Source organism: Streptomyces sp. NPDC047108, assembly GCF_040643575.1.
Taxonomy (GTDB): domain Bacteria; phylum Actinomycetota; class Actinomycetes; order Streptomycetales; family Streptomycetaceae; genus Streptomyces.
In genome coordinates, this window is sequence record NZ_JBEYUP010000004.1 from 153,649 (window position 1) to 179,359 (window position 25,711).

At 70.3% G+C, this 25,711-nt stretch carries 20 protein-coding genes; 11 read left to right on the forward strand and 9 right to left on the reverse strand.

All coding sequences use genetic code 11. The features are described from left to right. Nucleotides 1-92: 92 nt before the first annotated feature. The 5 genes from ABZ822_RS11915 to ABZ822_RS11935 all read right to left on the reverse strand — a co-directional run bounded on the left by ABZ822_RS11915 (nt 93) and on the right by ABZ822_RS11935 (nt 6,118). Nucleotides 93-761 (reverse strand): FadR/GntR family transcriptional regulator, encoded by a 669-nt coding sequence (locus ABZ822_RS11915; RefSeq protein ID WP_360850857.1) that lies wholly within the window; start codon nt 759-761, stop codon nt 93-95. 291 nt (nt 762-1,052) lie between these two features. Further along, the gene (locus tag ABZ822_RS11920) at nt 1,053-2,663 is read right to left on the reverse strand and encodes a glycerol-3-phosphate dehydrogenase/oxidase (RefSeq protein ID WP_360850860.1); all 1,611 of its coding nucleotides are present in this window, start codon (nt 2,661-2,663) and stop codon (nt 1,053-1,055) included. A gap of 3 nt (nt 2,664-2,666) precedes the next feature. Continuing rightward, nucleotides 2,667-4,190 (reverse strand): glycerol kinase GlpK, encoded by a 1,524-nt coding sequence (gene glpK, locus ABZ822_RS11925; protein ID WP_360850863.1) that lies wholly within the window; start codon nt 4,188-4,190, stop codon nt 2,667-2,669. A 44-nt stretch (nt 4,191-4,234) separates the two neighbouring features. Then, nucleotides 4,235-5,017: an MIP/aquaporin family protein gene (locus ABZ822_RS11930; RefSeq protein WP_360850866.1), complete on the reverse strand. Its 783-nt coding sequence runs from the start codon at nt 5,015-5,017 to the stop codon at nt 4,235-4,237. Between the two features lie 336 nt (nt 5,018-5,353). Next, nucleotides 5,354-6,118, reverse strand: coding sequence for an IclR family transcriptional regulator (locus ABZ822_RS11935; protein WP_360850869.1), 765 nt, complete (start codon nt 6,116-6,118; stop codon nt 5,354-5,356). Between the two features lie 243 nt (nt 6,119-6,361). Between ABZ822_RS11935 and metH the strand changes: the two genes are divergently transcribed. The 3 genes from metH (at nt 6,362) to ABZ822_RS11950 (ending at nt 12,835) form a co-directional block, all read left to right on the forward strand. Continuing rightward, a complete protein-coding gene (metH, locus tag ABZ822_RS11940) occupies nt 6,362-9,871 on the forward strand; it encodes a methionine synthase (RefSeq protein ID WP_360850872.1) in 3,510 nt (1,169 codons plus the stop codon). Nucleotides 9,872-10,127: 256 nt separating this feature from the next. Then, the gene (locus ABZ822_RS11945) at nt 10,128-10,832 is read left to right on the forward strand and encodes an HAD family phosphatase (protein ID WP_360850875.1); all 705 of its coding nucleotides are present in this window, start codon (nt 10,128-10,130) and stop codon (nt 10,830-10,832) included. Between the two features lie 398 nt (nt 10,833-11,230). Beyond that, on the forward strand, nt 11,231-12,835 hold the full coding sequence (locus tag ABZ822_RS11950) for an ABC transporter substrate-binding protein (RefSeq protein ID WP_360850878.1): 1,605 nt from the start codon (nt 11,231-11,233) through the stop codon (nt 12,833-12,835). A gap of 210 nt (nt 12,836-13,045) precedes the next feature. On the opposite strand, the gene ABZ822_RS11955 is transcribed toward ABZ822_RS11950, so the two are convergent. Together ABZ822_RS11955 and ABZ822_RS11960 are read right to left on the reverse strand one after the other, a co-directional pair. Then, nucleotides 13,046-13,717 carry a response regulator transcription factor gene (locus ABZ822_RS11955; RefSeq protein ID WP_360850881.1) on the reverse strand — a complete coding sequence of 224 codons (672 nt, stop codon included), beginning with the start codon at nt 13,715-13,717 and terminating at the stop codon, nt 13,046-13,048. 29 nt (nt 13,718-13,746) lie between these two features. Continuing rightward, entirely contained in the window at nt 13,747-14,913 is a 1,167-nt protein-coding gene (locus ABZ822_RS11960; protein WP_360850883.1) for a PD-(D/E)XK nuclease family protein, read from the reverse strand. A 154-nt stretch (nt 14,914-15,067) separates the two neighbouring features. Here ABZ822_RS11960 and ABZ822_RS11965 point away from each other — a divergent pair, with 154 nt between their 5' ends. From ABZ822_RS11965 to ABZ822_RS11975, 3 genes are all read left to right on the forward strand, one after another. Beyond that, nucleotides 15,068-16,264 carry a site-2 protease family protein gene (locus tag ABZ822_RS11965; RefSeq protein WP_360850886.1) on the forward strand — a complete coding sequence of 399 codons (1,197 nt, stop codon included), beginning with the start codon at nt 15,068-15,070 and terminating at the stop codon, nt 16,262-16,264. A 101-nt stretch (nt 16,265-16,365) separates the two neighbouring features. Next, a complete protein-coding gene (locus ABZ822_RS11970; RefSeq protein WP_360850889.1) occupies nt 16,366-17,271 on the forward strand; it encodes a tRNA (adenine-N1)-methyltransferase in 906 nt (301 codons plus the stop codon). A 226-nt stretch (nt 17,272-17,497) separates the two neighbouring features. Next, nucleotides 17,498-18,088 carry a hypothetical protein gene (locus ABZ822_RS11975; RefSeq protein ID WP_360850892.1) on the forward strand — a complete coding sequence of 197 codons (591 nt, stop codon included), beginning with the start codon at nt 17,498-17,500 and terminating at the stop codon, nt 18,086-18,088. Between the two features lie 22 nt (nt 18,089-18,110). Here the strand turns inward: ABZ822_RS11975 and ABZ822_RS11980 are convergent, their stop codons facing one another. Beyond that, nucleotides 18,111-18,413, reverse strand: a complete 303-nt coding sequence (locus ABZ822_RS11980; RefSeq protein ID WP_360850894.1) for a ferredoxin — start codon at nt 18,411-18,413, stop codon at nt 18,111-18,113. Between the two features lie 243 nt (nt 18,414-18,656). Between ABZ822_RS11980 and arc the strand changes: the two genes are divergently transcribed. The 5 genes from arc (at nt 18,657) to prcA (ending at nt 24,316) form a co-directional block, all read left to right on the forward strand. Beyond that, nucleotides 18,657-20,423 (forward strand): proteasome ATPase, encoded by a 1,767-nt coding sequence (arc, locus tag ABZ822_RS11985; RefSeq protein ID WP_360850897.1) that lies wholly within the window; start codon nt 18,657-18,659, stop codon nt 20,421-20,423. Nucleotides 20,424-20,640: 217 nt separating this feature from the next. Further along, nucleotides 20,641-22,152, forward strand: coding sequence for a depupylase/deamidase Dop (gene dop, locus ABZ822_RS11990; RefSeq protein ID WP_360850900.1), 1,512 nt, complete (start codon nt 20,641-20,643; stop codon nt 22,150-22,152). Between the two features lie 145 nt (nt 22,153-22,297). Continuing rightward, nucleotides 22,298-22,516 carry a ubiquitin-like protein Pup gene (locus ABZ822_RS11995; protein WP_251411117.1) on the forward strand — a complete coding sequence of 73 codons (219 nt, stop codon included), beginning with the start codon at nt 22,298-22,300 and terminating at the stop codon, nt 22,514-22,516. A 110-nt stretch (nt 22,517-22,626) separates the two neighbouring features. After that, on the forward strand, nt 22,627-23,472 hold the full coding sequence (prcB, locus tag ABZ822_RS12000) for a proteasome subunit beta (RefSeq protein ID WP_360850905.1): 846 nt from the start codon (nt 22,627-22,629) through the stop codon (nt 23,470-23,472). 55 nt (nt 23,473-23,527) lie between these two features. Further along, nucleotides 23,528-24,316 (forward strand): proteasome subunit alpha, encoded by a 789-nt coding sequence (gene prcA / locus ABZ822_RS12005; RefSeq protein WP_360850908.1) that lies wholly within the window; start codon nt 23,528-23,530, stop codon nt 24,314-24,316. A 159-nt stretch (nt 24,317-24,475) separates the two neighbouring features. Here the strand turns inward: prcA and ABZ822_RS12010 are convergent, their stop codons facing one another. Beyond that, complete coding sequence (locus ABZ822_RS12010) at nt 24,476-25,594, reverse strand: LacI family DNA-binding transcriptional regulator (RefSeq protein WP_360850911.1); 1,119 nt, start codon at nt 25,592-25,594, stop codon at nt 24,476-24,478. Nucleotides 25,595-25,711 lie beyond the last annotated feature (117 nt).

The window sequence follows — 25,711 nt, forward strand, 5'->3', positions numbered from 1 at the left end:
GGATGACTTCCGGAGATCCGATGTCTGTGAGCCCGGGCGTACGGACGGTTCCGTCGTGGCGCCGCCGGGGTCCGGACCGGCACCCCCGCGGCTCACCCCGCCGCGCGGAGCCACTGCTCCGCGCCGGCGACATGCACGGTCGCCCAGGACCGCGCGGTCTCGGCGTCCCGGTCGCGCAGGGCGGTCAGGATGGCCCGGTGCTCGTGCAGCGCCCGGTCCACCCCCTCCTGGTCGGCCGCCCGCCAGATACGGGCCCGGGCGGCCCGGCCGGACAGCCCCTCCAGCAGCGCGCAGAGCACGGAGTTGCCGCCGGCCCGCGCGATGCGCCGGTGGAACTCCAGGTCGCAGTCGGCCAGTTCCTCCACCGAGGACGCCGGGCCGAGCGCGTCCAACTGGGCACTCAGCTCGTCGAGTTCGGCGCCGCCGATCCGCCCGCCGGCCAGTGCGGTCGCCGCGGGCTCCAGGATGCGGCGGACGGCCAGGAACTCCAGCGCCGTGTCGTCGCGATGGATGTCGACGACGAAGCTCAGCGCCTCCAGCAGGAGTTGGGGCGCGAGACCCGTCACGTACGTGCCGTCGCCCTGGCGCACGTCCAGGACGCGGACCAGGGCGAGGGCGCGGACCGCCTCCCGCAGGGAGTTGCGCGACAGGCCCAGTTCCGCGGCCAGTTCGCTCTCCTTCGGCAGCCGGTCGCCGGGCCGCAGCTCACCGGAGACGATCATGCTCTTGATCTTGTCGATCGCCTGGTCGGTGACGGCCATGGCGCCCTCCTGCGTCAGACATCGGATGTCTGTCTCCCAGTATGGCCCGGCAATATGGCCCGGACTCGTCGTCCGACATGGCCGGCTCTCATCGCCCGATGGCCGGGCGGTGACGGTGGACGCGATGGTGGACGCCGACGCCGTAAGGGGCGGCCCCCCATGGTGCCGCCCCTTACCCCTTCCTGCGTCCCGGCCCGCGCGGGCCGGAAGATCAGCGTCCTCGCGCCGGATCAGTCCTCACGCGCCGGATCGGTCCTGGCGCTCCGGGTTCGGCCGTCGTGCCCTGGGAAATCAGCCGTCCTTGCGCTCCAGCAGGTCCTTGACCCGTGCCTGCACGTCCTCGCTGTCCAGACCGCGGATCGTCAGCGTCGTACGGCGCCGCAGCACGTCGTCGACCGTCTCCGCCCACTCGTGGTTCCGGGCGTAGACCACCTGCGCCCAGATCTCAGGACCGTCGGGGTGGATCCGCTCGCCGAGCGCCGGGTCCTCGTTGGCCAGCCGGGCGATGTCGAATGCCAACGAGCCGTAGTGCGTGGCCAGATGACGGGCCGTCAGCGGGTCCATCCGCACGCCGGGTTCGCGGTCCACCAGCAGGCGGTGCGCCACGGCGTTGGGGTTGGCGATACCGGGCAGCGGCTGCCGGCGTACGAGGCTGGAGACCGGCTCCATGTCCTCGTTGAGCGGCGTCCCCGGCAGCTTGGCCAGCTTGTTCATGACCGTGCGGCCGATGTGGCGGTACGTGGTCCACTTGCCGCCCGCGACCGACAGCATCCCGCCGCGCCCCTCGGTCACGACCGTCTCGCGCTTGGCCTGCTCCACACCGCCGGGACCGCCGGGCAGCACTCGCAGACCCGCGAACGCGTACGTCATCAGGCTGGGGTCCAGATGTTCGCCGCGCACCGAGAACGCGGCCTCGTCCAGGATCTGCTGGATGTCGGACTCGGTGGCGCGCACGTCGGCCGGGTCGCCCTCGTACATCTCGTCTGTGGTGCCCAGGAGGAGCTGGTCCTCCCAGGGGAGGGCGAAGGTGATGCGGTACTTGTCGATCGGCGTCGCCATGGCGGCCTTCCAGGGCGCCTTGCGCTTGAGGACGATGTGCGCGCCCTTGGAGAGCCGGATGCTGGGGGCGGCGTTCTTGTCCTCCAGCTTCCGCAGGTGGTCCACCCACGGCCCGGTCGCGTTGAGCACCACGCGGGCGTCGACGCCGAACTCGGTCCCGTCCAGGCGGTCCTTGAGCTCCGCCCCGGTGACCCGGCCGTGCGTGAAGCGCAGCCCGGTGACCTCGGCGTGGTTGAGGACGACGGCACCCGACTCGGCGGCCGCGCGGACCGTCATGACGGCGACGCGCGAATCGTTCATCTGGTGGTCGTAGTAGACCGCTACGGCCTTGAGATTGTCCGTCCGCAGACCGGGGTTGTTCGCCTGGGCCTTGGCGGGGGATATCACCTTGCCGACGCCGTCACCGAATGCGGACAGCGCCGAGTAGGCGAACACGCCCGCCCCGAGCTTGGCGGCGCCGACCGGACCGCCCTTGTAGACGGGCAGGTAGAACGTGAGCGGATTGACCAGGTGCGGGGCCACGTCCTTGGCCAGCACCCGCCGCTCGTGGTGGTTCTCCGCCACCAGCTTGACCGCGCCGGTCTGCAGGTAGCGGAGACCGCCGTGGACGAGCTTGGAGGAGGCGGAGGAGGTGGCGCCGGCGAAGTCGCCGGCGTCCACCATCGCCACCCGCAGCCCGGACTGCGCGGCGTGCCAGGCCACCGAGGTGCCCAGGATGCCGCCGCCGATGACCAGGAGGTCGTACGTGGCCCTCGAGAGCCGGTCCCGGGTCTCGGCGCGGCCGGGGTTCGAGCCGGCAGCCGGGTGCGTCCCGAGGCTCGGGACGCTCTGCAGGGTGCTCATGTCTTACTCCTCGTCGTCGATCCAGCCCATGGTCCGCTCGACGGCCTTGAGCCAGTTCTTGTACTCGCGGTCGCGGACGTCCGCGTCCATACGGGGGGTCCACTCCGCCGCCCGGCGCCAGTTGGCGCGCAGCGCGTCGGTGTCCGGCCAGAAGCCGACGGCCAGACCGGCGGCGTAGGCGGCGCCGAGGCAGGTGGTCTCGGCAACCATCGGGCGCACCACGGGTGCGCCGAGGAAGTCGGCCATGGTCTGCATCAGCAGGTTGTTGGAGGTCATGCCGCCGTCGACCTTGAGCGCGGTGAGTTCGACGCCGGAGTCCTTGCGCATCGCGTCGACGATCTCGCGGGTCTGCCAGGCGGTGGCCTCCAGCACGGCACGGGCGAGGTGCGCCTTGGTGACGTAGCGGGTGAGGCCGGCGATGACACCGCGGGCGTCCGAGCGCCAGTAGGGGGCGAACAGACCGGAGAAGGCCGGGACGAAGTACGCGCCGCCGTTGTCGTCCACCGAGCTCGCCAGGGTCTCGATCTCGGCGGCGGTGCTGATCAGGCCCATCTGGTCGCGCATCCACTGCACCAGCGACCCGGTGACGGCGATGGAGCCCTCCAGCGCGTACACCGGCTTCTCGTCACCGATGCGGTAGCCGACGGTGGTGAGCAGCCCGCTGTAGGAGTTGATGACCTTGTCGGCGGTGTTCATCAGCAGGAACGTGCCGGTGCCGTACGTGGACTTGGCCTCGCCCTCGGAGAAACAGGTCTGGCCGAAGAGCGCCGCCTGCTGGTCGCCGAGCGCCGAGGCGACCGGCACGCCCTCCAGGACGCCCTTCGCCGTGCCGTAGACCTCGGCGGAGGAACGGATCTCCGGCAGCAGAGCGGCCGGGACACCCATCGACTCCAGGATCTTGTCGTCCCACTGCATGGAGTGCAGGTTCATCAGCATGGTGCGGGAGGCGTTGGTGACGTCGGTGACGTGCACGCCGCCCTGGGTGCCGCCGGTCAGATTCCAGATGACCCAGGAATCCATGGTCCCGAAGAGGATCTCGCCGCGCTCGGCGCGCTCCCGCAGCCCCTCGACGTTGTCGAGCAGCCAGCGGATCTTCGGTCCGGCGAAGTAGGAGGCGAGGGGGAGCCCGGTCTCGCGGCGGAACCGGTCCTGGCCCACGTTGCGGCCGAGTTCCTTGCACAGCGCGTCGGTACGCGTGTCCTGCCAGACGAGCGCGTTGTGCACCGGCTCACCGGTGGCCTTGTCCCACAGGACGGTCGTCTCGCGCTGGTTGGTGATGCCGATCGCCTGGATGTCGCTCTTGGTCAGACCGGCCTTGCTGAGGGCGCCGGCGACGACCTCCTGCACGTTGGTCCAGATCTCGGCGGCGTCGTGCTCCACCCAGCCCGGCTTCGGGAAGATCTGCTCGTGCTCCTTCTGGTCGACCGAGACGATCCGGCCGTCCTTGTCGAACACGATGCAGCGGCTGGAGGTCGTGCCCTGGTCGATGGCGGCGATGAACGGACCCGTGGTGTGGGCGTCGGTCACGGTGTTCTCCTGGAGTGGTCTCGAAGGATCGGGAGGCTCGGGGATCAGGCGAAGGCGAGCTCGTAGACGAGGCCCGCGAGGGCGCCGCCGAGGAGCGGGCCGACGACCGGGATCCATGCGTAGCCCCAGTCGGAGCCGCCCTTGTTCGGCAGTCGCAGCAGCGCGTGCACGATACGCGGGCCGAGGTCGCGGGCCGGGTTGATCGCGTAGCCCGTGGGGCCGCCGAGCGAGAGGCCGATGCCGACGACGGTGAGCGCGACGATGAGGATGCCGGTGCCGGAGACGGCCAGGCCCTTGGTGAGACCGGTGGTGAGGATCAGGAGGACGAGGGTCGCCGTGCCGATGATCTCGGTCATCAGGTTCTGCGCCGGGTTGCGGATCTCCGGGCCGGTGGAGAAGACGCCGAGGACGGGACCGGCCTCCGGAGCGGCGCTCTTGTCGACGAGGCCCTCCTCGTCCTTTCTGCCGACGATCTCGGAGTCGGTGAGGTGGGCCTGGAACTGGCCGGCGTACGCGAGCCAGGCGAGGAAGGCGCCGATCATGGCGCCGAGCATCTGACCGGCGAAGTAGACGGGGACGTCGCCCCATTCGCCGCTGGTGATGGCGATGCCGAGGGTGACGGCGGGGTTGAGGTGGGCGCCGGAGAGCGGGGCGGATATGTACGCGCCGATGAGAACGGCGAAGCCCCACCCGAAGGTGATGGCGAGCCAGCCGGCGTTCAGCGCCTTCGAGCGCTTCAGGACGACGCCGGCGACCACGCCGGCACCGAGCAGGATGAGTACGGCGGTACCTATGGTCTCGCCGAGGAAGATGTCGGAGGTGGACACCGGCGACTCCTTGTCCTTCGTCCAGGGGAAGGCGGGCCGACGGGGTCCCACCCGCATGCCCGCGCCCTCGGGTGAGGGCGGTGGGCCGGTCCGCTTCCGCGGCACACAATAGCGAAGTTATCGGCTGGTGTTCGACAATGCCGACCGGCGAACGGCAGTTTTCTTCACCGCCACTACCGCGTCAATAGGGGTGTCACAGCAACTTCGATCCGTTGTCCAAGCGTGACCGCGAGGAGCGAAACGCCTGATGGCGGAGCGTGGACGGGGGTGGGCGGAGCGTGGGCGACGGCGACGCGCGGGCACGGGTGCACGCCTGGCTCCGGGGGTGGTGGGGCGTCAGAAACGGCCGGCGCCCAGGTCTCGTGAGACCGCGCGTGCGCAGTCCCGTACCGCCGCGACCAGCGTCTGTCGCAGCCCGCCGTCCTCGCAGACCCGCTCCACGGCACCGGTGACGGCGACCGCGCCCACCGGCATGCGCCGCCGGTCGTGGATGGGTGCGGCGACCGAGGCCACGCCCTCCCAGGTCTCCTCGACGTCGGCGGCCCAGCCCCGCGCACGGGTGAGGTCCAGCACGCCCTCGAAGTCCTCCAGGCCGGTGACCGTACGGGCCGTGTACGACTTCCGGGCGCCCTCGGCCGCCTCGCTGTGCGCCACCGGGTCGTAGGCCGAGAGGACCTTGCCCAGCGCCGTGCTGTGCAACGGCTGCATGGCGCCGACCTCCAGCACCTGGCGGCTGTCGTCGGGGCGGAAGACGTGATGGACGATCAGGACGCCCTGCTGGTGCAGAACGCCCAGGTAGACGCTCTCGCCGCTGGAGCGGGCCAGGTCGTCCGTCCAGACCAGGGCGCGGGCCCGCAGCTCGTGGACGTCCAGATAGCTGTTGCCCAGGCGGAGCAGTTCGGCGCCGAGCTGGTAGCGGCCGGAGGCCGGGTCCTGCTCGACGAACCCCTCCTGCTGCAGCGTGCGCAGAATGCCGTGCGCCGTGCCCTTGGCGAGCCCCAGTGCGGCCGCCACATCGGACAGTCCGAGCCTGCGCTCGCCACCGGCGAGCAGCCTCAGCATCGCAGCCGCTCGCTCGAGCGACTGGATCGTCCGGGCCATCGGGCAACCTCCTCCAAGCACAGGATTCGACAATGCTGAACACTATCGGCCTTTGCCGACCTGGGGGTACCACCCGGCGTGTCCGTCTGCGCGGCGTGATCTCACCCATCCGGCCCGTACCGGTGCTGTCCGCCTCGTGGAATACCCCGAGCCCGGCACGTCGCCGACAGTTACCCTGGCGGCGTGCGCCCTCCCACCGGGGGGCGCAAAGCCGACAGCCGTCGCACTCCAGGGAGCGTCTCCATGGCCTCGTACGAGCCATCGTCCGCCGTCACCGACCGGGCCCGAGCACTGCGGGAGGCGCTCGCCTCCCGCGTCGTCGTGGCCGATGGGGCCATGGGCACCATGCTCCAGGCGCAGGACCCGACGTTGGAGGACTTCCAGCAGCTCGAAGGCTGCAACGAGATCCTCAACGTCACCCGCCCCGACATCGTGGCCTCCGTGCACGAGGAGTACTTCGAGGCCGGCGTCGACTGCGTCGGAACGAACACCTTCGGCACCAACTACGCCGCGCTCGCCGAGTACGACATCGCCGAACGGATCTTCGAACTCGCCGAGGCGGGCGCCCGGATCGCCCGCGAGACCGCCGACACGTTCACGGCGCGCGACAGCCGCGACCGCTGGGTGCTGGGCTCCATGGGCCCGGGCACGAAGCTGCCGACGCTGGGCCACGCGCCGTACACCGTGCTGCGCGACGCGTACCAGCAGAACGCCGAGGGGCTGATCTCCGGTGGCGCCGACGCGCTGCTGGTCGAGACGACCCAGGACCTCCTGCAGACGAAGGCGTCCGTCATCGGCGCCCGCCGTGCGCTGGAGGCGCTCGGTGCCGACCTGCCGCTGATCTGCTCGGTGACCGTCGAGACGACCGGCACCATGCTCCTGGGCTCGGAGATCGGTGCCGCGCTCACTGCGCTGGAGCCGCTGGGCATCGACATGATCGGGATGAACTGCGCCACGGGCCCGGCGGAGATGAGCGAGCACCTGCGCTACCTCTCCCGCCACTCGCGCATCCCGCTGTCGTGCATGCCGAACGCCGGCCTCCCCGTCCTCGGCAAGGACGGCGCCCACTACCCCCTCACCGCCGGCGAACTGGCCGACGCCCAGGAGACTTTCGTCCGCGAGTACGGGCTCTCCCTCGTCGGCGGCTGCTGCGGTACGACCCCCGAGCACCTGCGGCAGGTCGTCGAGCGCGTCCGCGACATGACGCCGACCGAGCGCAGCCCGCGCCCCGAGCCCGGCGCCGCCTCGCTCTACCAGACCGTCCCGTTCCGCCAGGACACCTCCTACCTGGCGATCGGTGAGCGGACGAACGCCAACGGCAGCAAGAAGTTCCGCGAGGCCATGCTCGAAGGCCGCTGGGACGACTGCGTGGAGATGGCCCGCGACCAGATCCGCGAGGGCGCCCACCTGCTCGATCTCTGCGTGGACTACGTGGGCCGCGACGGCGTCGCCGACATGCAGGAGCTGGCCGGCCGCTTCGCCACCGCCTCCACCCTGCCGATCGTGCTCGACTCCACCGAGGTCGACGTGATCCAGGCGGGCCTGGAGAAGCTGGGCGGCCGCGCGGTGATCAACTCGGTCAACTACGAGGACGGGGACGGCCCGGACTCGCGGTTCGCCCGTGTCACCCGGCTCGCCGTCGAGCACGGTGCCGCGCTGATCGCCCTGACCATCGACGAGGAGGGCCAGGCCCGCACCGTCGAGAACAAGGTCGCCATCGCCGAGCGCCTGATCACCGACCTCACCACCAACTGGGGCGTGCACGAGTCGGACATCCTCATCGACTGTCTGACCTTCACGATCTGCACCGGCCAGGAGGAGTCCCGCGGCGACGGCATCGCCACCATCGAGGCGATCCGCGAGCTCAAGCGCCGCCACCCGGACGTCCAGACCACGCTCGGCCTGTCCAACATCTCGTTCGGCCTCAACCCGGCCGCCCGCATCGTGCTGAACTCCGTCTTCCTCGACGAGTGCGTCAAGGCGGGCCTGGACTCGGCCATCGTGCACGCGAGCAAGATCCTTCCGATCGCCCGGCTCGACGAGGAGCAGGTCAAGGTCGCCCTCGACCTCGTCCACGACCGTCGCAGCGAGGGCTACGACCCGCTGCAGAAGCTCATGGAGCTCTTCGAGGGCGCCACCGCCAAGTCGCTCAAGGCCGGCAAGGCCGAGGAGCTGGCTGCCCTCCCGCTGGACGAGCGCCTGCAGCGCCGGATCATCGACGGCGAGCGCAACGGCCTGGAGGCCGACCTCGACGAGGCGCTGGAGTCCCGTCCCGCGCTGGACATCGTCAACGACACCCTGCTGGCCGGCATGAAGGTCGTCGGTGAGCTCTTCGGCTCCGGCCAGATGCAGCTGCCGTTCGTGCTGCAGTCGGCCGAGGTCATGAAGACGGCCGTCGCCCACCTCGAACCGCACATGGAGAAGTCCGACGACGAGGGCAAGGGCACGATCGTGCTCGCCACGGTCCGCGGCGACGTCCACGACATCGGCAAGAACCTGGTCGACATCATCCTGTCCAACAACGGCTACAACGTCGTCAACCTGGGCATCAAGCAGCCGGTCTCGGCCATCCTCGAGGCCGCGGAGGAGCACCGCGCGGACGTCATCGGCATGTCCGGCCTGCTGGTGAAGTCCACCGTGATCATGAAGGAGAACCTTGAGGAGCTGAACCAGCGCAAGCTGGCCGCCGACTTCCCGGTGATCCTCGGCGGCGCCGCCCTCACCCGCGCGTACGTCGAGCAGGACCTGCACGAGATCTACGAGGGCGAGGTCCGCTACGCCCGTGACGCCTTCGAGGGTCTGCGCCTGATGGACGCCCTCATCGCGGTCAAGCGGGGCGTACCCGGCGCGACCCTGCCCGAGCTGAAGCAGCGCCGCGTCCCCAAGCGCGACCTGGCGGTCAGCGAGCCCGACCCGGACGAGGGCGCCGTACGGTCCGACGTGGCCACCGACAACCCCGTCCCGGAGCCGCCGTTCTGGGGCACCAAGGTCGTCAAGGGCATCCAGGTCGCGGACTACGCCTCGTGGCTCGACGAGGGCGCCCTGTTCAAGGGCCAGTGGGGGCTGAAGCAGGCCCGTACCGGCGACGGTCCCTCGTACGAGGAGCTGGTGGAGAGCGAGGGCCGGCCGCGGCTGCGCGGCTGGCTGGACAAGCTGCACACCGAGAACCTGCTGGAGGCGGCCGTTATCTACGGCTACTTCCCCTGCCACTCCAAGGGCGACGACCTCATCCTCCTCAACGAGGACGGCTCGGAGCGGACGCGCTTCACCTTCCCGCGCCAGCGCCGCGGCCGCAGGCTGTGCCTGGCCGACTTCTTCCGCCCGGAGGAGTCCGGCGAGACCGATGTGGTCGGGCTGCAGGTCGTCACGGTCGGGTCGAAGATCGGTGAGGCGACGGCCGAGCTGTTCGCCGCCGACTCCTACCGCGACTACCTGGAGCTGCACGGCCTCTCGGTGCAGCTCGCCGAGGCCCTCGCCGAGTACTGGCACGCGCGGGTCCGCGGCGAGCTGGGCTTCTTGGGCGAGGACCCGGCGGAGATGGAGGACATGTTCGCGCTGAAGTACCGCGGCGCGCGGTTCTCCCTGGGCTACGGGGCCTGCCCCGACCTGGAGGACCGGGCGAAGATCGCGGAACTGCTCCAGCCGGAGCGGATCGGGGTCCAGCTCTCGGAGGAGTTCCAGCTCCACCCGGAGCAGTCCACCGACGCGATCGTGATCCACCACCCGGAGGCGAAGTACTTCAACGCCCGCTGAGGTACGAGTCCCGGCCGCCGAGGCGGCGGGCCGGGCAAGGCCCGGAGACGGCCGCTGAGGCGCTGTTTCCGGGCTCGGCGGCCCCGCTCCGGGGTGTGCCGGAGGTTTCTCCTGTGGCCCGCGAGGGAAGAAAGAACGCTCCGTAGTCAGGATCGTCGTACAATGGTCGGTCCGGTGCAGGCCGGTCGGCGCCCTTCCGGGGGCGGCGGCCGGCCAATTTGTCCCTCAGGGGGCAACCACGAGGAGAGGAGCACGGATGACCAGCATCATCCCCGCACTCGACGACCCCCGGCCCGCCGAGGGCTCCGCCCTGCAGGCCGTGCTCCTCGACATGGACGGCACCCTCGTGGACACGGAGGGTTTCTGGTGGGAGACGGAGGTCGAGATCTTCGCCGAGCTCGGCCATGTGCTCGGCGAGGAGCACCGTGAGGTGGTCGTCGGCGGCCCCATGACGCGCAGTGCGTCCTATCTGATCCAGGCCACGGGCGCCGACATCACCCTTCCGGCCCTGTCCTTCCTGCTCAATGCGCGGTTCGAGGAGATGGTGGACCGCGGCGTGCCCCTGATGCCGGGGGCCGACCGGCTGCTGGCCGAGCTGGCCGAGCACCGGATCCCTGCCGCCCTGGTCTCCGCCTCGCACCGGCGGATCATCGACCGGGTGCTCAAGTCGATCGGCCCGGACCACTTCGCCCTGACCGTCGCGGGTGACGAGGTGGCGCGGACGAAGCCGCACCCCGACCCGTACCTGCTGGCCGCTGCCGGGCTCGGCGCCGACCCCGCCCGGTGCGCCGTCGTGGAGGACACCGCGACCGGCGTGGCGGCTGCCGAGGCCGCGGGCTGCTGTGTGGTGGCCGTGCCGTCCGTCGTCCCGATCGAGCCCGCCGAGGGGCGCGTCGTCGTCCCGTCGCTCGAGGACGTGACCCTGCCCTTCTTGCGGAGGCTCGTCGCCGGAAGGGGCTGAGCCGGGCGCCGTCCGGCGTCCTGGTGTCCTGGCGTGCGTACGGCCATGATCACCCTGACGACAGGAGCCCTCTGGGCGTTCGAAGTCAGAGCGTGACGTTAATCACATGCCGCGGCGTCGACAGTATTGCGGTGATCTGATCCCTGCGGGCCCCAAGGGTCTGCGCGCGCACCCATATGTCCCCATTGGCGGGCTCTTGCGTGTTTCGCTTTCCGGCCCGGACGGGGGGCCGCCGACGCCCGTTATCGATGCGTGATATGGCCTCAACTTCGTTGTGTTCCAGCCTCTCTGGCCCTGCGCACTAATCTCGTCGCGAGAACCTTTGACGCATCCCTGTGACCAGCAGCCACACCTCGGTATGGTCCGGGGATCGACGCATCCGCAGGAGACCGCCGACGATGAATCGCAAGACCTTGGTGATGCCGGCCGTACTGGGTCTGCTGGCTCCCGTTCTCGCAGCGTGCGGCGGTTCGGACGAGGCGAGCGGAGACGGCAAGCCCATCGTCATAGGCACCACGGACGCCTTCGTCTCCACCTCGGACTACCCCGCCCCCTTCGACCCGGCCCTCGCCTACGAAGCGGGCGCGTGGAACATCCTGCGCAACACCTTCCAGACGCTGATGGCGCTGCCCCGCTCGGGCGGTGACCCGGTGCCCGAGGCGGCCGAGAAGTGCGGCTTCTCCGACCAGAAGAACGAGTCGTACCGCTGCACCCTGCACGGCGGCATGAAGTTCGCCAACGGCAACGACCTCACCTCCGAGGACGTGAAGTTCTCCGTCGAGCGCACCCTGTCGATCAAGAACCCGAACGGCCCGGTCTCCCTGCTCGCCAACATCGACACGGTCGAGACCCCGAGCGACACCGAGGTCGTCTTCCACCTCAAGTCGCCGGACGCCACCTTCCCGCACAAGCTGGCCACCCCGGCCGCGGCGATCGTCGACAAGGACTCCTACGACGGGACGAAGCTGCGGGAGGGCTTCGCGATCGACGGCTCCGGCCCGTACACGATCGATACCCAGGAGGAGAAGGGCGAGGTCGTCTCGGCGGTCTTCAACAAGAACCCCAACTACCGGGGCAATCTCAAGCTGAAGAACGACAAGGTCGAGATGCGCTTCTACTCCGACTCCGGCGCCATGGAGAAGGCCCTGCAGAAGGGCTCGATCGACCTGATGACACGCACCATGTCGCCGGACCAGGTCGACCGGCTGGAGCGCGGCAGCTCCGAGAACATCGAGCTCAAGGAGATGCCGGGCCAGGAGATCCGCTACCTGGCCTTCGACACCAACGACTCGACCACCGGCAAGAAGGCCGTACGCCAGGCCGTCGCGCAGGTGGTGGACCGCCAGGCCCTCGTGCGTGACGTGTACGAGCGCACCGCCGAGCCGCTCTACTCGATCGTCCCGTCCAGCGTCGGCTCGCACGTCAACTCGTTCTTCAACAAGTACGGCGACCCGGACGTGACCGAGGCCCGTAAGACGCTGCGCGAGGGCGGCGTCGACACCCCGGTGGAGCTCAACCTCACCTACACCACCGACCACTACGGCTCCGCCACCGCCAAGGAGTTCAAGACGCTCCAGGCGCAGCTCAACCGCAGCGGCCTGTTCGACGTGTCCGTCAAAGGCGTGCCGTGGAAGAAGTTCCGCCCGGCCCAGTCCAACCGGGAGTACGCGGCCTACGGCATGGGCTGGTTCCCGGACTTCCCGGACCCGGACAACTTCATCGACCCGTTCTTCGCCAAGGACAACTTCCTCAACAGCCCGTACCGCAACGACACGATCCGCACCCAGCTGATCCCGCAGACGCGGCAGCAGGCGCAGCGGACCGCGGCGGCCGAGGACTTCGAGAAGGCGCAGGACATCGTGGCCGACGACGTGCCCGTGCTGCCGCTGTGGCAGGGCAAGCAGTACGTGGCGGCGCGCGACGACATCACCGGTGTCGAGTGGGCGCTCAACTCCTCGTCGGTGCTTCAGCTCTGGGAGCTGAGCCGGGGGATCGGCGCCTGACGGCGCGCGGCGACCGCCGCACACGCAACGCGGAAAGCGCCCCCGACGGGACTCCGTCGGGGGCGCGTTCGTCGTACGGCGATCGGTGCGGGACGGCGTACGGCGTTGCGCGCGGGGCGTCGTAGGTCGCTCCGCTGCGGCGGCCTACGGCGTCCCGCGTAGGGCGTACGGTCCTCCGCGTCCGCGCCGTGACGGCCGGGGGCGGGCGAGTCACTGCGCGCCGGGGCGCACCAGTCCGCTCTCGTACGCGTAGACCGCGGCCTGCACCCGGTCGCGCAGGCCGAGTTTCGTCAGGACGTGCCCGACGTGCGTCTTGACCGTCGTCTCGCTCACGAACAGCTCCGCCGCGATCTCCGCGTTCGACAGCCCTCGCGCGACCAGTTTGAGCACCTCGACCTCGCGCTCGGTGAGGGTGCCCAGCGTGTCCGGCATCGGCTCGTCGCCCGACGGAAGCTGCCCGGCGTACTTGTCGAGCAGCCGCCGGGTGATGCTCGGCGCCAGCATCGCCTCGCCCGCGGCCACCACCCGGATCGCCTGCACCAGCTCATTGGCCGGGGCGTCCTTGAGCAGAAAGCCGCTGGCTCCTGCCCGCAGCGCCTCGACCACGTACTCGTCGAGGTCGAACGTGGTCAGCACCAGCACCTTCGCGGGGCCGTCCCGCCCGGGGCCGGTGATCTGGCGGGTGGCCTCGACGCCGTCCATCCGCGGCATCCGGATGTCCATCAGCACCACGTCGGGCTGCAGGGCCCGCACCTGGTCCAGCGCCTGCAGGCCGTCGCCCGCCTCGCCGACGACGGCGAGATCCTGCTCGGCCTCCAGGATCATCCGGAAGCCCGTGCGCAGCAGCGGCTGGTCGTCGACCAGGAGAACGCGGATCGCCACAGGGCACCTCGTATTCGTCGGCGGTTGAGCTAGGCCTGCTCCATTCTGCCCTGCACCGGAATCACGGAGAGCGGGTAGGGCGGGGGAGTGCCCCCGAACTCGGGGCAGACGGCCTGGTGGTCGCACCAGTCGCAGAGCCTGCTGCGCCGCGGCCGCCAGTCGCCCGTCTCGGTCGCCCGCTTGATCGCCTCCCACAGCGCGTGCAGCTTGCGCTCGACGGCCCGCAGGTCGTCCTCGACCGGGTCATATGTCAGGACGTCGCCACTGCCGAGGTAGACGAGCTGGAGGCGGCGGGGGACCGTCCCGCGCAGCCGCCACAGCACCAGCGCGTAGAACTTCATCTGGAACAGCGGGCCGGAGGCGTACTCGGGGCGCGGCGCCTTGCCCGTCTTGTAGTCGACGATCCGTACGTCTCCGGTCGGCGCCACGTCGACCCGGTCGATGATGCCGCGGAGGGTCAGACCGGACTCGAGCTCCGTCTCGACGAACAACTCCCGCTCGGCGGGCTCCAGACGCGTCGGGTCCTCCAGCGTGAACCACCGCTCCACGAGCCGCTCGGCCTCGCGCAGCCACTGTGCGAGGCGCTCTCCGGGGCCCGGGCCGGTGGACGCGTCGGGGGCGCCTGCCTCCGTGGCTGCCGCATCGCTGCCGGCGTCGCCGCTCTCCGCCGCCGCCGGTTCCCCGCCGCTCCGGTCCGCCGCCGCGTCCCCGTCGCCGCCCCTGCTGCCGCCGTCCGCCGCGTTCCCGCCCGTGCCCTCGCCGCCGTCCGCCGGCTGCGCCGCGCCGAACAGCTCCGCCGCCAGCTCCGGACGGGCCTCCAGCAGCCGCTCCCACTCGCCCGCGACCATCGACCGGGCCCTCTGCGCCGTACGCTCCACCGCCGGGTCGTCGAAGAGCCGCTCCAGCACGGCGTGCACCAGCGTGCCGCGCGTCGCCGCCTCGCTGGGCTTCTCCGGAAGCCGGTCGATCACCCGGAAGCGGTAGAGCAGCGGACACGTCATGAAGTCCGAGGCGCGCGACGGCGACAGCGACGCGCGCCGCGCCGCGCCGGAGCCCTCACCCCCGGACTCCTCGCCGGGTTCCTCGCCCGGCTTGACGACTCCGGGCTCCACGGCGGCGGGGTCGCCGCCCGGGGCCACGGCCGCGGGCTCCTCGCCGGGAGTCTCCGTGCCGGGCGTATCGGTGCTGGTTCCCATGGCTCACGACCCTATGACCCGTCACTGACATCAAGCCGCATACCATCGACGTCAGAAGCCCTCGCACCGCATGATCGTGGGATCGCACGAAGCCGACGCGCAGCGGAGCCAGGGCCGGAACGGGCGGTTTCAACACGAGGGGACACCTGACACCGTGGACGAGAGCGGCGAGAGCGGGAAGCCGCAGCGCCCCCGCGAGAGCGGCGGCGGTCTCCTGATGGGCCGTCCTTTCGGCGTGCCGGTCTATGTCGCTCCGAGCTGGTTCCTGGTCGCCGCCCTGATCACCTGGGTGTTCGGCGAACAGCTCGAGCGCGTCCTGCCCGAACTCGGCGGCCTCCGCTACCTCGTCTCGCTGTTCTTCGCGGTCGCCTTCTACGGTTCCGTGCTCGTCCACGAGCTGGCCCACACGGTCGCCGCACTCCGGTTCAAGCTGCCGGTGCGCCGTATCCAGCTCCAGTTCTTCGGCGGGGTGTCGGAGATCGAGAAGGAGTCCGAGACCCCCGGCCGGGAGTTCGTCCTCGCCTTCGTCGGGCCGCTGCTCTCGCTCGTCCTCTCGGGCGTGTTCTACGTCGCCATGCAAGCGGTCGAGCCCGGCACCGTCCCCGGTGTGCTGCTCGCGGGCCTGATGATCTCCAACCTGATCGTGGCCGCGTTCAACCTGCTGCCCGGTCTGCCGCTCGACGGCGGCAGGATGCTGCGCGCCGTGGTCTGGAAGATCAGCGGCAAACCCATGACGGGAACGATCGCCGCCGCCTGGACCGGCCGCGCCCTCGCCGTCACCGTCCTGATCGGTCTGCCGCTCGTCACCCAGACGGGGCTGCTCGGCCGCAGCCCCGAGGAGATCAGCGGTCTCGACACCATCACCGACGCCCTGCTGGCCGCCATCCTCGCCGCGATCATCTGGACCGGTGCGGGCAACAGCCTGCGCATGGCCCGGCTCCGCGAGCACCTGCCGGATCTGCGGGCCCGCGCCCTCACACGCCGCGCAGTCCCCGTCCAGTCCGACACCCCGCTCTCCGAGGCCCTGCGCCGGGCCAACGAGGCGGGCGCCCGCGCCCTCGTCGTCGTGGACGGGCAGGGCGAGCCGACGGCGGTCGTCAGGGAGGCGGCCATCGCGGGCGTCCCCGAGCACCGGCGTCCCTGGGTCGCCGTCAGCGGCCTTGCCCAGGACCTGAAGCCCGGCATGCGGGTCTCGGCCGAGCTGTCGGGCGAGGAGCTGCTGGACACCCTCCGGGCCACCCCCGCGACCGAGTACCTGGTCGTGGAGGAGACCGGCGAGATCTACGGGGTGCTGTCCACGGCCGACGTCGAGCGGGCCTTCGTCGCGGCGATGGCCCGGCCCTCGTCGTAGGCCCGGAGGAGCGCGGGCGCACCCACCTCCGTCCGCCGGTCGCGTGCGCGGCCGGGCACCGTGGGTGCTGGGGCCACCGACCCGCCCGGTACCCTGGTCGCATGTCCGAACCGACCGGTGCCGCCCGCCGTCGCGGGCCCTTCCAGGTCGGGGACCAGGTCCAGCTCACCGACCCCAAGGGACGCCACTACACCTTCACGCTCGAGGCAGGGAAGAGCTTCCACACCCACAAGGGAGCCTTCCCCCACGACGAGCTGATCGGTGCTCCCGAGGGCAGTGTTGTCCGTACCACGGGGAACGTCGCCTACCTCGCGCTGCGTCCCCTGCTCCCCGACTACGTCCTGTCCATGCCGCGCGGCGCTGCCGTGGTCTACCCCAAGGACGCGGGGCAGATCCTGTCGATGGCCGACATCTTCCCCGGCGCGCGCGTCGTCGAGGCGGGGGTGGGCTCGGGATCGCTCAGCATGTTCCTGCTGCGCGCCGTCGGCGACCGGGGCATGCTCCACTCGTACGAGCGCCGGGCGGACTTCGCCGAGATCGCCGCCCAGAACGTCCGCCGCTACTTCGGCGACGAGCACCCCGCGTGGCAGCTCACCGTCGGCGACCTCCAGGACAATCTGTCGGACACGGACGTCGACCGCGTCATCCTCGACATGCTCGCGCCGTGGGAGTGCCTGGAGGCCGTCTCCAAGGCCCTCGTCCCCGGCGGCATCCTCTGCGCGTACGTGGCCACCACGACCCAGCTCGCGCGCACCGTCGAGGAGATCCGCGAACACGGCACGTTCAACGAGCCGACGGCCTGGGAGACCATGGTCCGCACCTGGCACGTCGAGGGCCTGGCCGTGCGTCCCGACCACCGGATGATCGGCCACACGGGCTTCCTGCTGACCGCCCGCCGTCTCGCGGACGGCGTCGAGCCGCCGCTGCGCCGCCGCCGACCCGCCAAGGGCGCGTACGGCGAGGACTACACGGGTCCGGGCAGCGGCAGCGCCTCACGGTCCGAATGAGCCGTCCGGCCGGGCACCGCCGCCGGAACCGGACGCGTCGCTGAGCCGCCCATCCGTCAGGCACACAACACCCAAGCGCCGCCGCCGACTTCCCTCGCGGGAGGCCGGCGGCGGCGCTGTACGGAGACGCGCGGTACGCGTGGGCCCCGGTCGTTCCGGACGGGTGTGACATGTGGCACGATGCTGGCCACCCCCGTCGCCTCAGCTTTCACAGGAGACACCCCGCGTGCAGCCCTCGGCCGGCCCGGACCTCCCGCACACCCGCACCCGCCCGGTGCACTGGATCGCCACCGCCGCGGCGCTCGCCGCTGTCGTGGGCGGCTCGGCGCTGCTGCAGCCGGCCGATGCCGTCGCGAAGCCCCCGGCGGGCGCCTCGGCCCCGGCCCGGGCGGCCGACCCGCAGCCCCGTGGCGGGCCCGACGCGGAGAAGGCGGACTATCCCGTCGACTGCGGGCCGGAGAGGGTGGAGGTCGTCCGCAAGGGCTCGGGGGACCTCGACGGCGACGGCCGCGAGGAGACGGTCGCCGTCGTGCGCTGCACGGCAGGCTTCGGCACCCCGCCCAACGGCATCTACGTACTGGCCCACGCGGCCTCGGGCCAGGGCACCCCGCGGATCGTGGAGACCTTCCTCGACCCGAAGGAAGGCATGAACGTCTCGGACTTCGCCGTCCGCGGCCGTACGGTCTCGGCGACCCTCCTCGGCTACTCGTCCGAGGACGTCCCCAGGTGCTGCCCGGATCAGCAGCGCAAGGTCGAATGGCGGTGGCGGGAGGGGAAGTTCAGGCTCAGCGCCCTCCCCGTCGCGGGGAGTGTGTGACCGGCGACTCAGGGTCGCTTCGTCATTCGGCGTCGGGGCCGTAGACTTCAATCTTGTCCGAAATCCGACGTACATGAATACAGTCGCCGGGACACTCCTTCGCGGAGTCGACGACGTCCTGGAGCAGCGGCAGAGGGACGGGCGTTGTGGCCCCGGGATCCGCGAGGAGTTCGGCCTCTTCACCCTCCGGAGCCGGTCCCTTCACGTAGGCCAGGCCGTCGATGTCGAGCTCGAAGACCTCGGGCGCGTACTGAGCGCAGATCCCGTCACCGGTGCACAGGTCCTGGTCGATCCACACTTCCAGCGCCTCGTTCTGTGCGGACATCTCCCCTGCCGTTCCCTACTTAAGCGGACCAATTGAAGCCAACCCTGACGGGTGTTGACCGACTCGACGATACAACCGCTCGCTTTCGGATGTTGTTGGGTGGGTAAGCCCCCTGGCGTGGGGACGTACGCAAGGGTGAAGATCAGACACACCCCGACCGTCTTTCTGATCTAGGGGTTTCAACCCTCACCTGCACAGGTAGGGTCAGGAAGCGTCCAGCTCCCCTTGGAGGAGGTGAGGACCGTGGCAGCCCACGACGACGACATCAACCGCGGCATCCGGCCCGGACGTGGTCCAGAGGACCCGGCGGGACAGGTTGCCTATCTTGAGCAGGAGATCGCCGTCCTGCGGCGCAAGCTCGCCGACTCTCCGCGGCACACGAGGATTCTCGAGGAGCGGATCGTCGAGCTGCAGACCAATCTCGCCGGTGTCTCAGCGCAGAACGAGCGTCTTGCCAACACGCTGCGTGAGGCACGCGACCAGATCGTGGCCCTCAAGGAGGAGGTCGACCGGCTCGCCCAGCCCCCGGCCGGCTTCGGGGTATTCCTGCAGGCGAACGAGGACGGAACGGCCGACATCTTCACGGGAGGCCGGAAGCTCCGCGTGAACGTCAGCCCGAGCGTGGAGCTCGACGAGCTCCAGCGCGGCCAGGAAGTCATGCTCAACGAGGCGCTCAACGTGGTCGAGGCCATGGAGTTCGAGCGCTCCGGGGACATCGTCACCCTCAAGGAGATCCTCGAGGACGGCGAGCGCGCCCTGGTGCTGGGGCACACCGACGAGGAGAAGGTGGTGCGGCTCGCCGAGCCGCTGCTGGACGCCACCATCCGGCCCGGTGACGCCCTGCTGCTCGAGCCCCGCTCCGGCTACGTCTACGAGGTCGTGCCCAAGAGCGAGGTCGAGGAGCTCGTCCTCGAAGAGGTCCCCGACATCGACTACGACCGGATCGGCGGCCTGGGGAACCAGATCGAACTGATCCGGGACGCGGTCGAGCTGCCGTACCTCTACCCGGACCTCTTCAAGGAGCACGAACTGCGCCCGCCCAAGGGCGTGCTGCTCTACGGTCCGCCCGGCTGCGGCAAGACGCTGATCGCGAAGGCCGTCGCCAACTCCCTTGCCAAGAAGGTCGCCGAGGTGACCGGGCAGCCCGCCGGCAAGAGCTACTTCCTGAACATCAAGGGCCCCGAGCTCCTCAACAAGTACGTGGGCGAGACCGAGCGCCACATCCGCCTGGTCTTCCAGCGTGCTCGTGAGAAGGCGAGCGAGGGCACCCCCGTGATCGTCTTCTTCGACGAGATGGAGTCGCTCTTCCGCACCCGTGGCTCCGGCGTCAGCTCGGACGTGGAGAACACCATCGTTCCCCAGCTCCTCGCCGAGATCGACGGTGTCGAAGGCCTGGAGAACGTGATCGTCATCGGTGCCTCGAACCGCGAGGACATGATCGACCCGGCGATCCTGCGCCCCGGCCGTCTCGACGTGAAGATCAAGATCGAGCGTCCGGACGCCGAGGCGGCCAAGGACATCTTCGCGAAGTACCTGGTCCCGAAGCTGCCGCTGCATGCCGACGACCTGTCGGAGCACAACGGCTCCAAGGAAGCCGCGGTCGACGGCATGATCCAGTCGGTCGTCGAGCAGATGTACGCGGAATCCGAGGAGAACCGCTTCCTGGAGGTCACGTACGCGAATGGCGACAAGGAAGTCCTGTATTTCAAGGACTTCAATTCCGGCGCCATGATCCAGAACATTGTGGACCGCGCGAAGAAGATGGCCATCAAGGCATTCCTGGACCACAACCAAAAGGGTCTGCGGGTCTCCCATCTGCTCGCCGCTTGCGTGGACGAGTTCAAGGAGAACGAGGACCTGCCGAACACCACCAACCCGGACGACTGGGCCCGGATCTCCGGAAAGAAGGGCGAGCGGATCGTCTTCATCCGCACCCTTGTCACCGGAAAGCAGGGCGCGGACACCGGTCGGTCCATCGACACGGTGGCGAACACCGGCCAGTACCTGTAAATGGCAGTCCGGCTGTGGACGTCCCAGGCTGGGGGCGTCCGCAGCCGGGTGCGTTTTCGGTGAGAATGATCTCCCAGCCACCGCATTGCCGTTCTAGGCTCTTCGGTACCGCCGAGTCTCGGCGCATGCGGGGTCGGGCGCACCGCACACGCATCGAGAAGAGCGGTACTTGAGCGCTCACCCCATCCGGGGGGCGGCGCCGGGCAAGGAGGGCCGCATGACCGTACGGCGAGTAATGGGTATCGAGACGGAGTACGGGATCTCCGTCCCCGGTCACCCGAACGCCAATGCCATGCTCACCTCGTCCCAGGTCGTCAACGCTTATGCGGCGGCGATGCACCGGGCGCGCCGCGCCCGCTGGGATTTCGAGGAGGAGAATCCGCTGCGGGACGCCCGCGGCTTCGACCTCGCCCGCGAGTCCGCGGACGCCAGCCAGCTCACCGACGAGGACATCGGTCTGGCGAATGTGATTCTCACGAATGGCGCCCGGCTGTACGTCGACCACGCCCATCCGGAGTACAGCGCCCCCGAGGTGACCAATCCGCGCGACGCCGTGCTCTGGGACAAGGCGGGCGAGCGCATCATGGCCGAGGCCGCCGACCGGGCCGGCCAGCTCCCCGGTGCCCAGCCGATCCACCTCTACAAGAACAACACCGACAACAAGGGCGCCTCCTACGGCACGCACGAGAACTACCTGATGAAGCGGGAGACGCCGTTCTCCGACATCGTGCGGCACCTGACCCCGTTCTTCGTCTCCCGCCAGGTCGTCACGGGCGCCGGCCGGGTCGGTATCGGCCAGGACGGCCACGACCACGGCTTCCAGCTCAGTCAGCGCGCCGACTACTTCGAGGTGGAGGTGGGCCTGGAGACGACGCTCAAGCGGCCCATCATCAACACCCGGGACGAGCCGCACGCGGACGCCGAGAAGTACCGCAGGCTGCACGTGATCATCGGGGACGCCAACCTCTCCGAGATCTCGACGTACCTCAAGCTCGGGACCACATCCCTGGTCCTCTCCATGATCGAGGACGGCTTCATCGCCGTCGACCTGGCCGTCGACCAGCCCGTCCGCACGCTGCACCAGGTCTCGCACGACCCGTCGCTCGGCTCCCTGATCACGCTCCGCAGCGGCCGGACACTCACCGCGGTACAACTCCAGATGGAGTACTACGAGCTGGCCCGCAAGTACATCGAGGACCGGTACGGGGCCGACGCCGACGAGCAGACCGTGGACGTGCTCACCCGGTGGGAGGACGTGCTCAACCGCCTGGAGCGGGATCCCATGAGCCTGGCGAAGGAGCTGGACTGGGTCGCCAAGCGGGAGCTGCTCGAGGGCTACCGGCGGCGTGACGGCCTGGACTGGGACGCGGCCCGGCTGCACCTGGTCGACCTGCAGTACGCGGACGTGCGCGCCGACAAGGGCCTGTACAACCGTCTGGTGGCCCGCGGCAGGATGAAGCGGCTCCTGGACGAGGACACGGTCGAGAAGGCCCGTACGAACCCGCCGGAGGACACCCGCGCCTACTTCCGCGGCCGGTGCCTGGAGCAGTACGCGGACGATGTCGCGGCCGCCTCCTGGGACTCGGTCATCTTCGACCTGCCGGGCCGCGACTCCCTGCAGCGGGTTCCCACGCTGGAACCGCTGCGCGGCACCCGCAACCACGTCAAGGAGCTCCTCGACCGCTGCCGCACCGCAGAAGAGCTGGTACGCGTGCTGTCCGGTGGCTGATCCGCGGCTGAAACGGCACCGATGCGGGAATCATCGGGGTGACTCCCGGACGTTGTAGCAACTACAGGGCGGGTGTCGGACCCCGGTTGTAGGGTCTGATCTTGACCGAACGATCTGTGTCGGCGAACCGAGCGGGGTGAGGGATATGGCGACCAAGGACACCGGCGGAGGCCAGCAGAAGGCGACGCGCTCCACGGAGGAGGTCGAGGAGACCGCACAGGACGCACAGGCCTCCGAGGACCTCAAGGAGCGGCAGGAGAAGCTGTCGGACGACGTGGACTCCGTCCTCGACGAGATCGACGACGTCCTCGAGGAGAACGCAGAGGACTTCGTTCGGTCTTTCGTACAGAAGGGCGGTCAGTAGGACCGTTGGCATCCGTCCCGCGTCCTCTCGGAGGGGGCGCGGGACGGATGACATTCACGGCCCTGGGTAAGGTCCCGTTCAGGATTCCAAGATCTCGTGGAAGGAACCGCGTGGAAGCCAACACTCGTAGTACAGGGCGTCTGCCGAATGCCTTCCTGACGCCCGGCTCTTCTTCGTTCATGGACTTCCTTGCCGACCACGCCCCGGAAATCCTCCCGGGGAACCGGCCCCTGCCGCCGGTTCAGGGCGCGATCGAGGCGCCGCACGGCACGACGATCGTCGCCACGACGTTCCCGGGCGGCGTGGTCCTGGCCGGTGACCGGCGGGCCACGATGGGCAACATCATCGCGCAGCGCGACATCGAGAAGGTCTTCCCCGCCGACGAGTACTCGGCGGTGGGCATCGCCGGAACGGCCGGACTCGCGGTCGAGATGGTGAAGCTCTTCCAGCTGGAACTCGAGCACTTCGAGAAGGTCGAGGGCGCCCAGCTCTCGCTGGAGGGCAAGGCGAACCGGCTGTCGACCATGATCCGGGGCAACCTGGGCATGGCACTGCAGGGCCTCGCCATCGTGCCGCTCTTCGCCGGCTGGGACGTCGACCGCGAGAAGGGCCGGATCTTCTCGTACGACGTGACCGGCGGGCGCAGCGAGGAGCACGGATTCGCCGCGACCGGCTCCGGCTCGGTCTTCGCCCGCGGATCGTTGAAGAAGCTCTACCGCGAGGACCTGACGGAGGAGCAGGCCACCACCCTGGTCGTCCAGGCGCTGTACGACGCGGCCGACGACGACTCGGCGACCGGCGGTCCCGACATGGCCCGCCGTATCTACCCGCTCGTCACGGTCATCACCGACGAGGGCTACCGCAGGCTCACGGAGGCCGAGGCCTCCGAGATCGCCCGCGCCATCCACGAGCGCCGCCTCGAGGAGCCGGACGGCCCTCGGGCCGCGCTGCTCTGAGGCGACGGCGGACCGCGGAATGACCTTGTCACTGACAGAAAGGGACGGATAGCCGGTGTCGACGCCGTTCTATGTCTCACCCCAGCAGGCCATGGCCGACCGCGCCGAGTACGCCCGCAAGGGCATCGCGCGCGGACGGAGCCTCGTCGTACTGCAGTTCACCGACGGCATCGTGTTCGTCGGTGAGAACCCGTCCCGCGCGCTGCACAAGTTCAGCGAGATCTACGACCGCATCGCCTTCGCGGCGGCCGGCAAGTACAACGAGTACGAGAACCTGCGCATCGGCGGTGTCCGCTACGCCGACCTGCGGGGCTACACCTATGACCGCGAGGACGTCACCGCCCGCGGTCTGGCGAACGTCTACGCGCAGACGCTGGGCACCATCTTCTCCAGCGCCGGCGAGAAGCCGTACGAGGTCGAGCTGGTCGTGGCCGAGGTGGGCGAGTCCCCCGAGGGCGACCAGATCTACCGCCTTCCGCACGACGGGTCGATCGTCGACGAGCACGGCTCCGTCGCGGTCGGCGGCAACGCGGAACAGATCAGCAGCTTCCTCGGGCAGCGTCATCGCGAGGGCATGACGCTCTCCGAGGCGATCAAGCTCGCCGTCCAGGCCCTCTCCCGCGACAGCAACGGCGGGGAGCGGCAGTTGACGGCGGATCAGCTCGAGGTCGCGGTCCTGGACCGTACGCGGCCGCAGAAGCGGAAGTTCCGCCGCGTCGTGGGGAGCCGGCTCGCGCGGCTCCTGGAGGACTCGGAGCGCAGCGGCAGCGAGGAGTCCACGCCGACGGATGCCGTCGAGGACGTCGAGCTCGACGGCGACACGGGTACGGACACGGAGCAGTAGCCCCGCCCGCACCCCCTTGGTCCGTGGTCCCGTGCCCCGGCCGGCAGCAGCCGGCCGGGGCACGGGGCGTTCCGCGACGTCCAGGGCCCCGTACGGCGAGGCCGCCGGTGAGCGCTCGGCGTGGCGCGGTCCCGTCGCTCGGTGCGGTGCGGGCCTGACTCAGGACGGGGGCGGCGCCGCCGAGCGGCGGCGCATCAACTCCACCGGTACGGCGGCACTCCCGGCCTCGCGCCCCTCCAGCACCGCCAGCAGCGCGGCCATGCCCCGCTCGCCCACTTCCTCGGCGGGCAGCCGCACCGTGGTGAGTTCCGGTTCCACCGCCGTCGCCAGCGCGAGGTCGTCGAAGCCCGTGACGGAGACGTCCTCCGGCACGCGCAGACCCAGCCGCCGTACCGCCTTGCAGGCCCCGGCCGCCAGGATGTCGTCGTCGCACACCAGGGCCGTGGGCCGCGGGCCGGGCCGGGTGAGGGCGCGCTCGGCCGCCAGCCGGCCCGCGTCCACGTCCAGTTCGGCGGGTTCGCGGCGCACGACCGCGTCCGGGGCGGCCCGCAATGCCTCGTCCAGCGCGGCATGCCGTACCCGGAAGGTCCAGGAGTCCACGGCCGAGGCGATGTGGACGAAGCGGCGGTGGCCGAGGCCCAGCAGGTGCTCCGTCATGAGCCGCATGCCGCTCGCGATGTCGAGGTTGACGGTGGCCGCGGCCGCGGTGTCGGCCGGGTCGCTGTCCAGCATCACCAGGGGCAGCCCCCCCCCGCCGCGCATGGCGGCGAGCGCGTCGGCGGCCATCGAGGAGGCGATCACGCCGTCCAGCGCGGCGCTGGCGGAGTCGAAGGGGTCCCGTGCCGGGCCGACGCCTTCGGGGGAGGGGTAGAGCACCACGCCGAAGCCGTGGTCGGCGGCCACGCGGGCGGCGCCGGTGTAGACGCGGGCGAAGAACTCGTTCGTCAGGGCCGGGACGACCAGCAGCGCCGTCCTGGTCCTGCCGAGCCGCAGACTGCGGGCGGCGAGGTTGGGGCGGTAGCCGAGCCGGCCGGCGGCCGCGCGCACGGCATCGGCCGTCCGCTCCGAGACCCGGCCGCGCCATTTCTCCCCGAGCACCAGGGACACCGTGGCCTGCGAGACGCCGGCGGCGCGGGCCACGTCCCGGCTCGTCGCGCGGGCGCCCGCGACCGCCTCCTCGCCGCGTCCAGATGCCGCGCCGCCGTGGGGGCTCTGGTCGCGGGCAGCACCGGGCGAGAGCCGCGTCGCCCGTCCGGGTGACGGTTCGTCCTGCTTCACGTCGCGCCTCCGCCGCATCTCGTGATCCGCCGTCTCCGCCGTCTCCGCCGGATCGTCTCGGTTTTCCGGTGGACCCGGGGACAGCGCCATGGTACGTATAACGGGTCGACGTTATAC

Coding starts and splice junctions, on each gene's coding strand:
- ABZ822_RS11915 (WP_360850857.1), bottom strand. CDS start 761: ATGGCCGTCACCGACCAGGCGATCGACAAGATCAAGAGCATGATCGTC.
- ABZ822_RS11920 (WP_360850860.1), bottom strand. CDS start 2,663: ATGAGCACCCTGCAGAGCGTCCCGAGCCTCGGGACGCACCCGGCTGCC.
- ABZ822_RS11935 (WP_360850869.1), bottom strand. CDS start 6,118: ATGGCCCGGACGATCCAGTCGCTCGAGCGAGCGGCTGCGATGCTGAGG.
- metH (WP_360850872.1), top strand. CDS start 6,362: ATGGCCTCGTACGAGCCATCGTCCGCCGTCACCGACCGGGCCCGAGCA.
- ABZ822_RS11945 (WP_360850875.1), top strand. CDS start 10,128: ATGACCAGCATCATCCCCGCACTCGACGACCCCCGGCCCGCCGAGGGC.
- ABZ822_RS11950 (WP_360850878.1), top strand. CDS start 11,231: ATGAATCGCAAGACCTTGGTGATGCCGGCCGTACTGGGTCTGCTGGCT.
- ABZ822_RS11960 (WP_360850883.1), bottom strand. CDS start 14,913: ATGGGAACCAGCACCGATACGCCCGGCACGGAGACTCCCGGCGAGGAG.
- ABZ822_RS11970 (WP_360850889.1), top strand. CDS start 16,366: ATGTCCGAACCGACCGGTGCCGCCCGCCGTCGCGGGCCCTTCCAGGTC.
- ABZ822_RS11980 (WP_360850894.1), bottom strand. CDS start 18,413: ATGTCCGCACAGAACGAGGCGCTGGAAGTGTGGATCGACCAGGACCTG.
- dop (WP_360850900.1), top strand. CDS start 20,641: ATGACCGTACGGCGAGTAATGGGTATCGAGACGGAGTACGGGATCTCC.
- ABZ822_RS11995 (WP_251411117.1), top strand. CDS start 22,298: ATGGCGACCAAGGACACCGGCGGAGGCCAGCAGAAGGCGACGCGCTCC.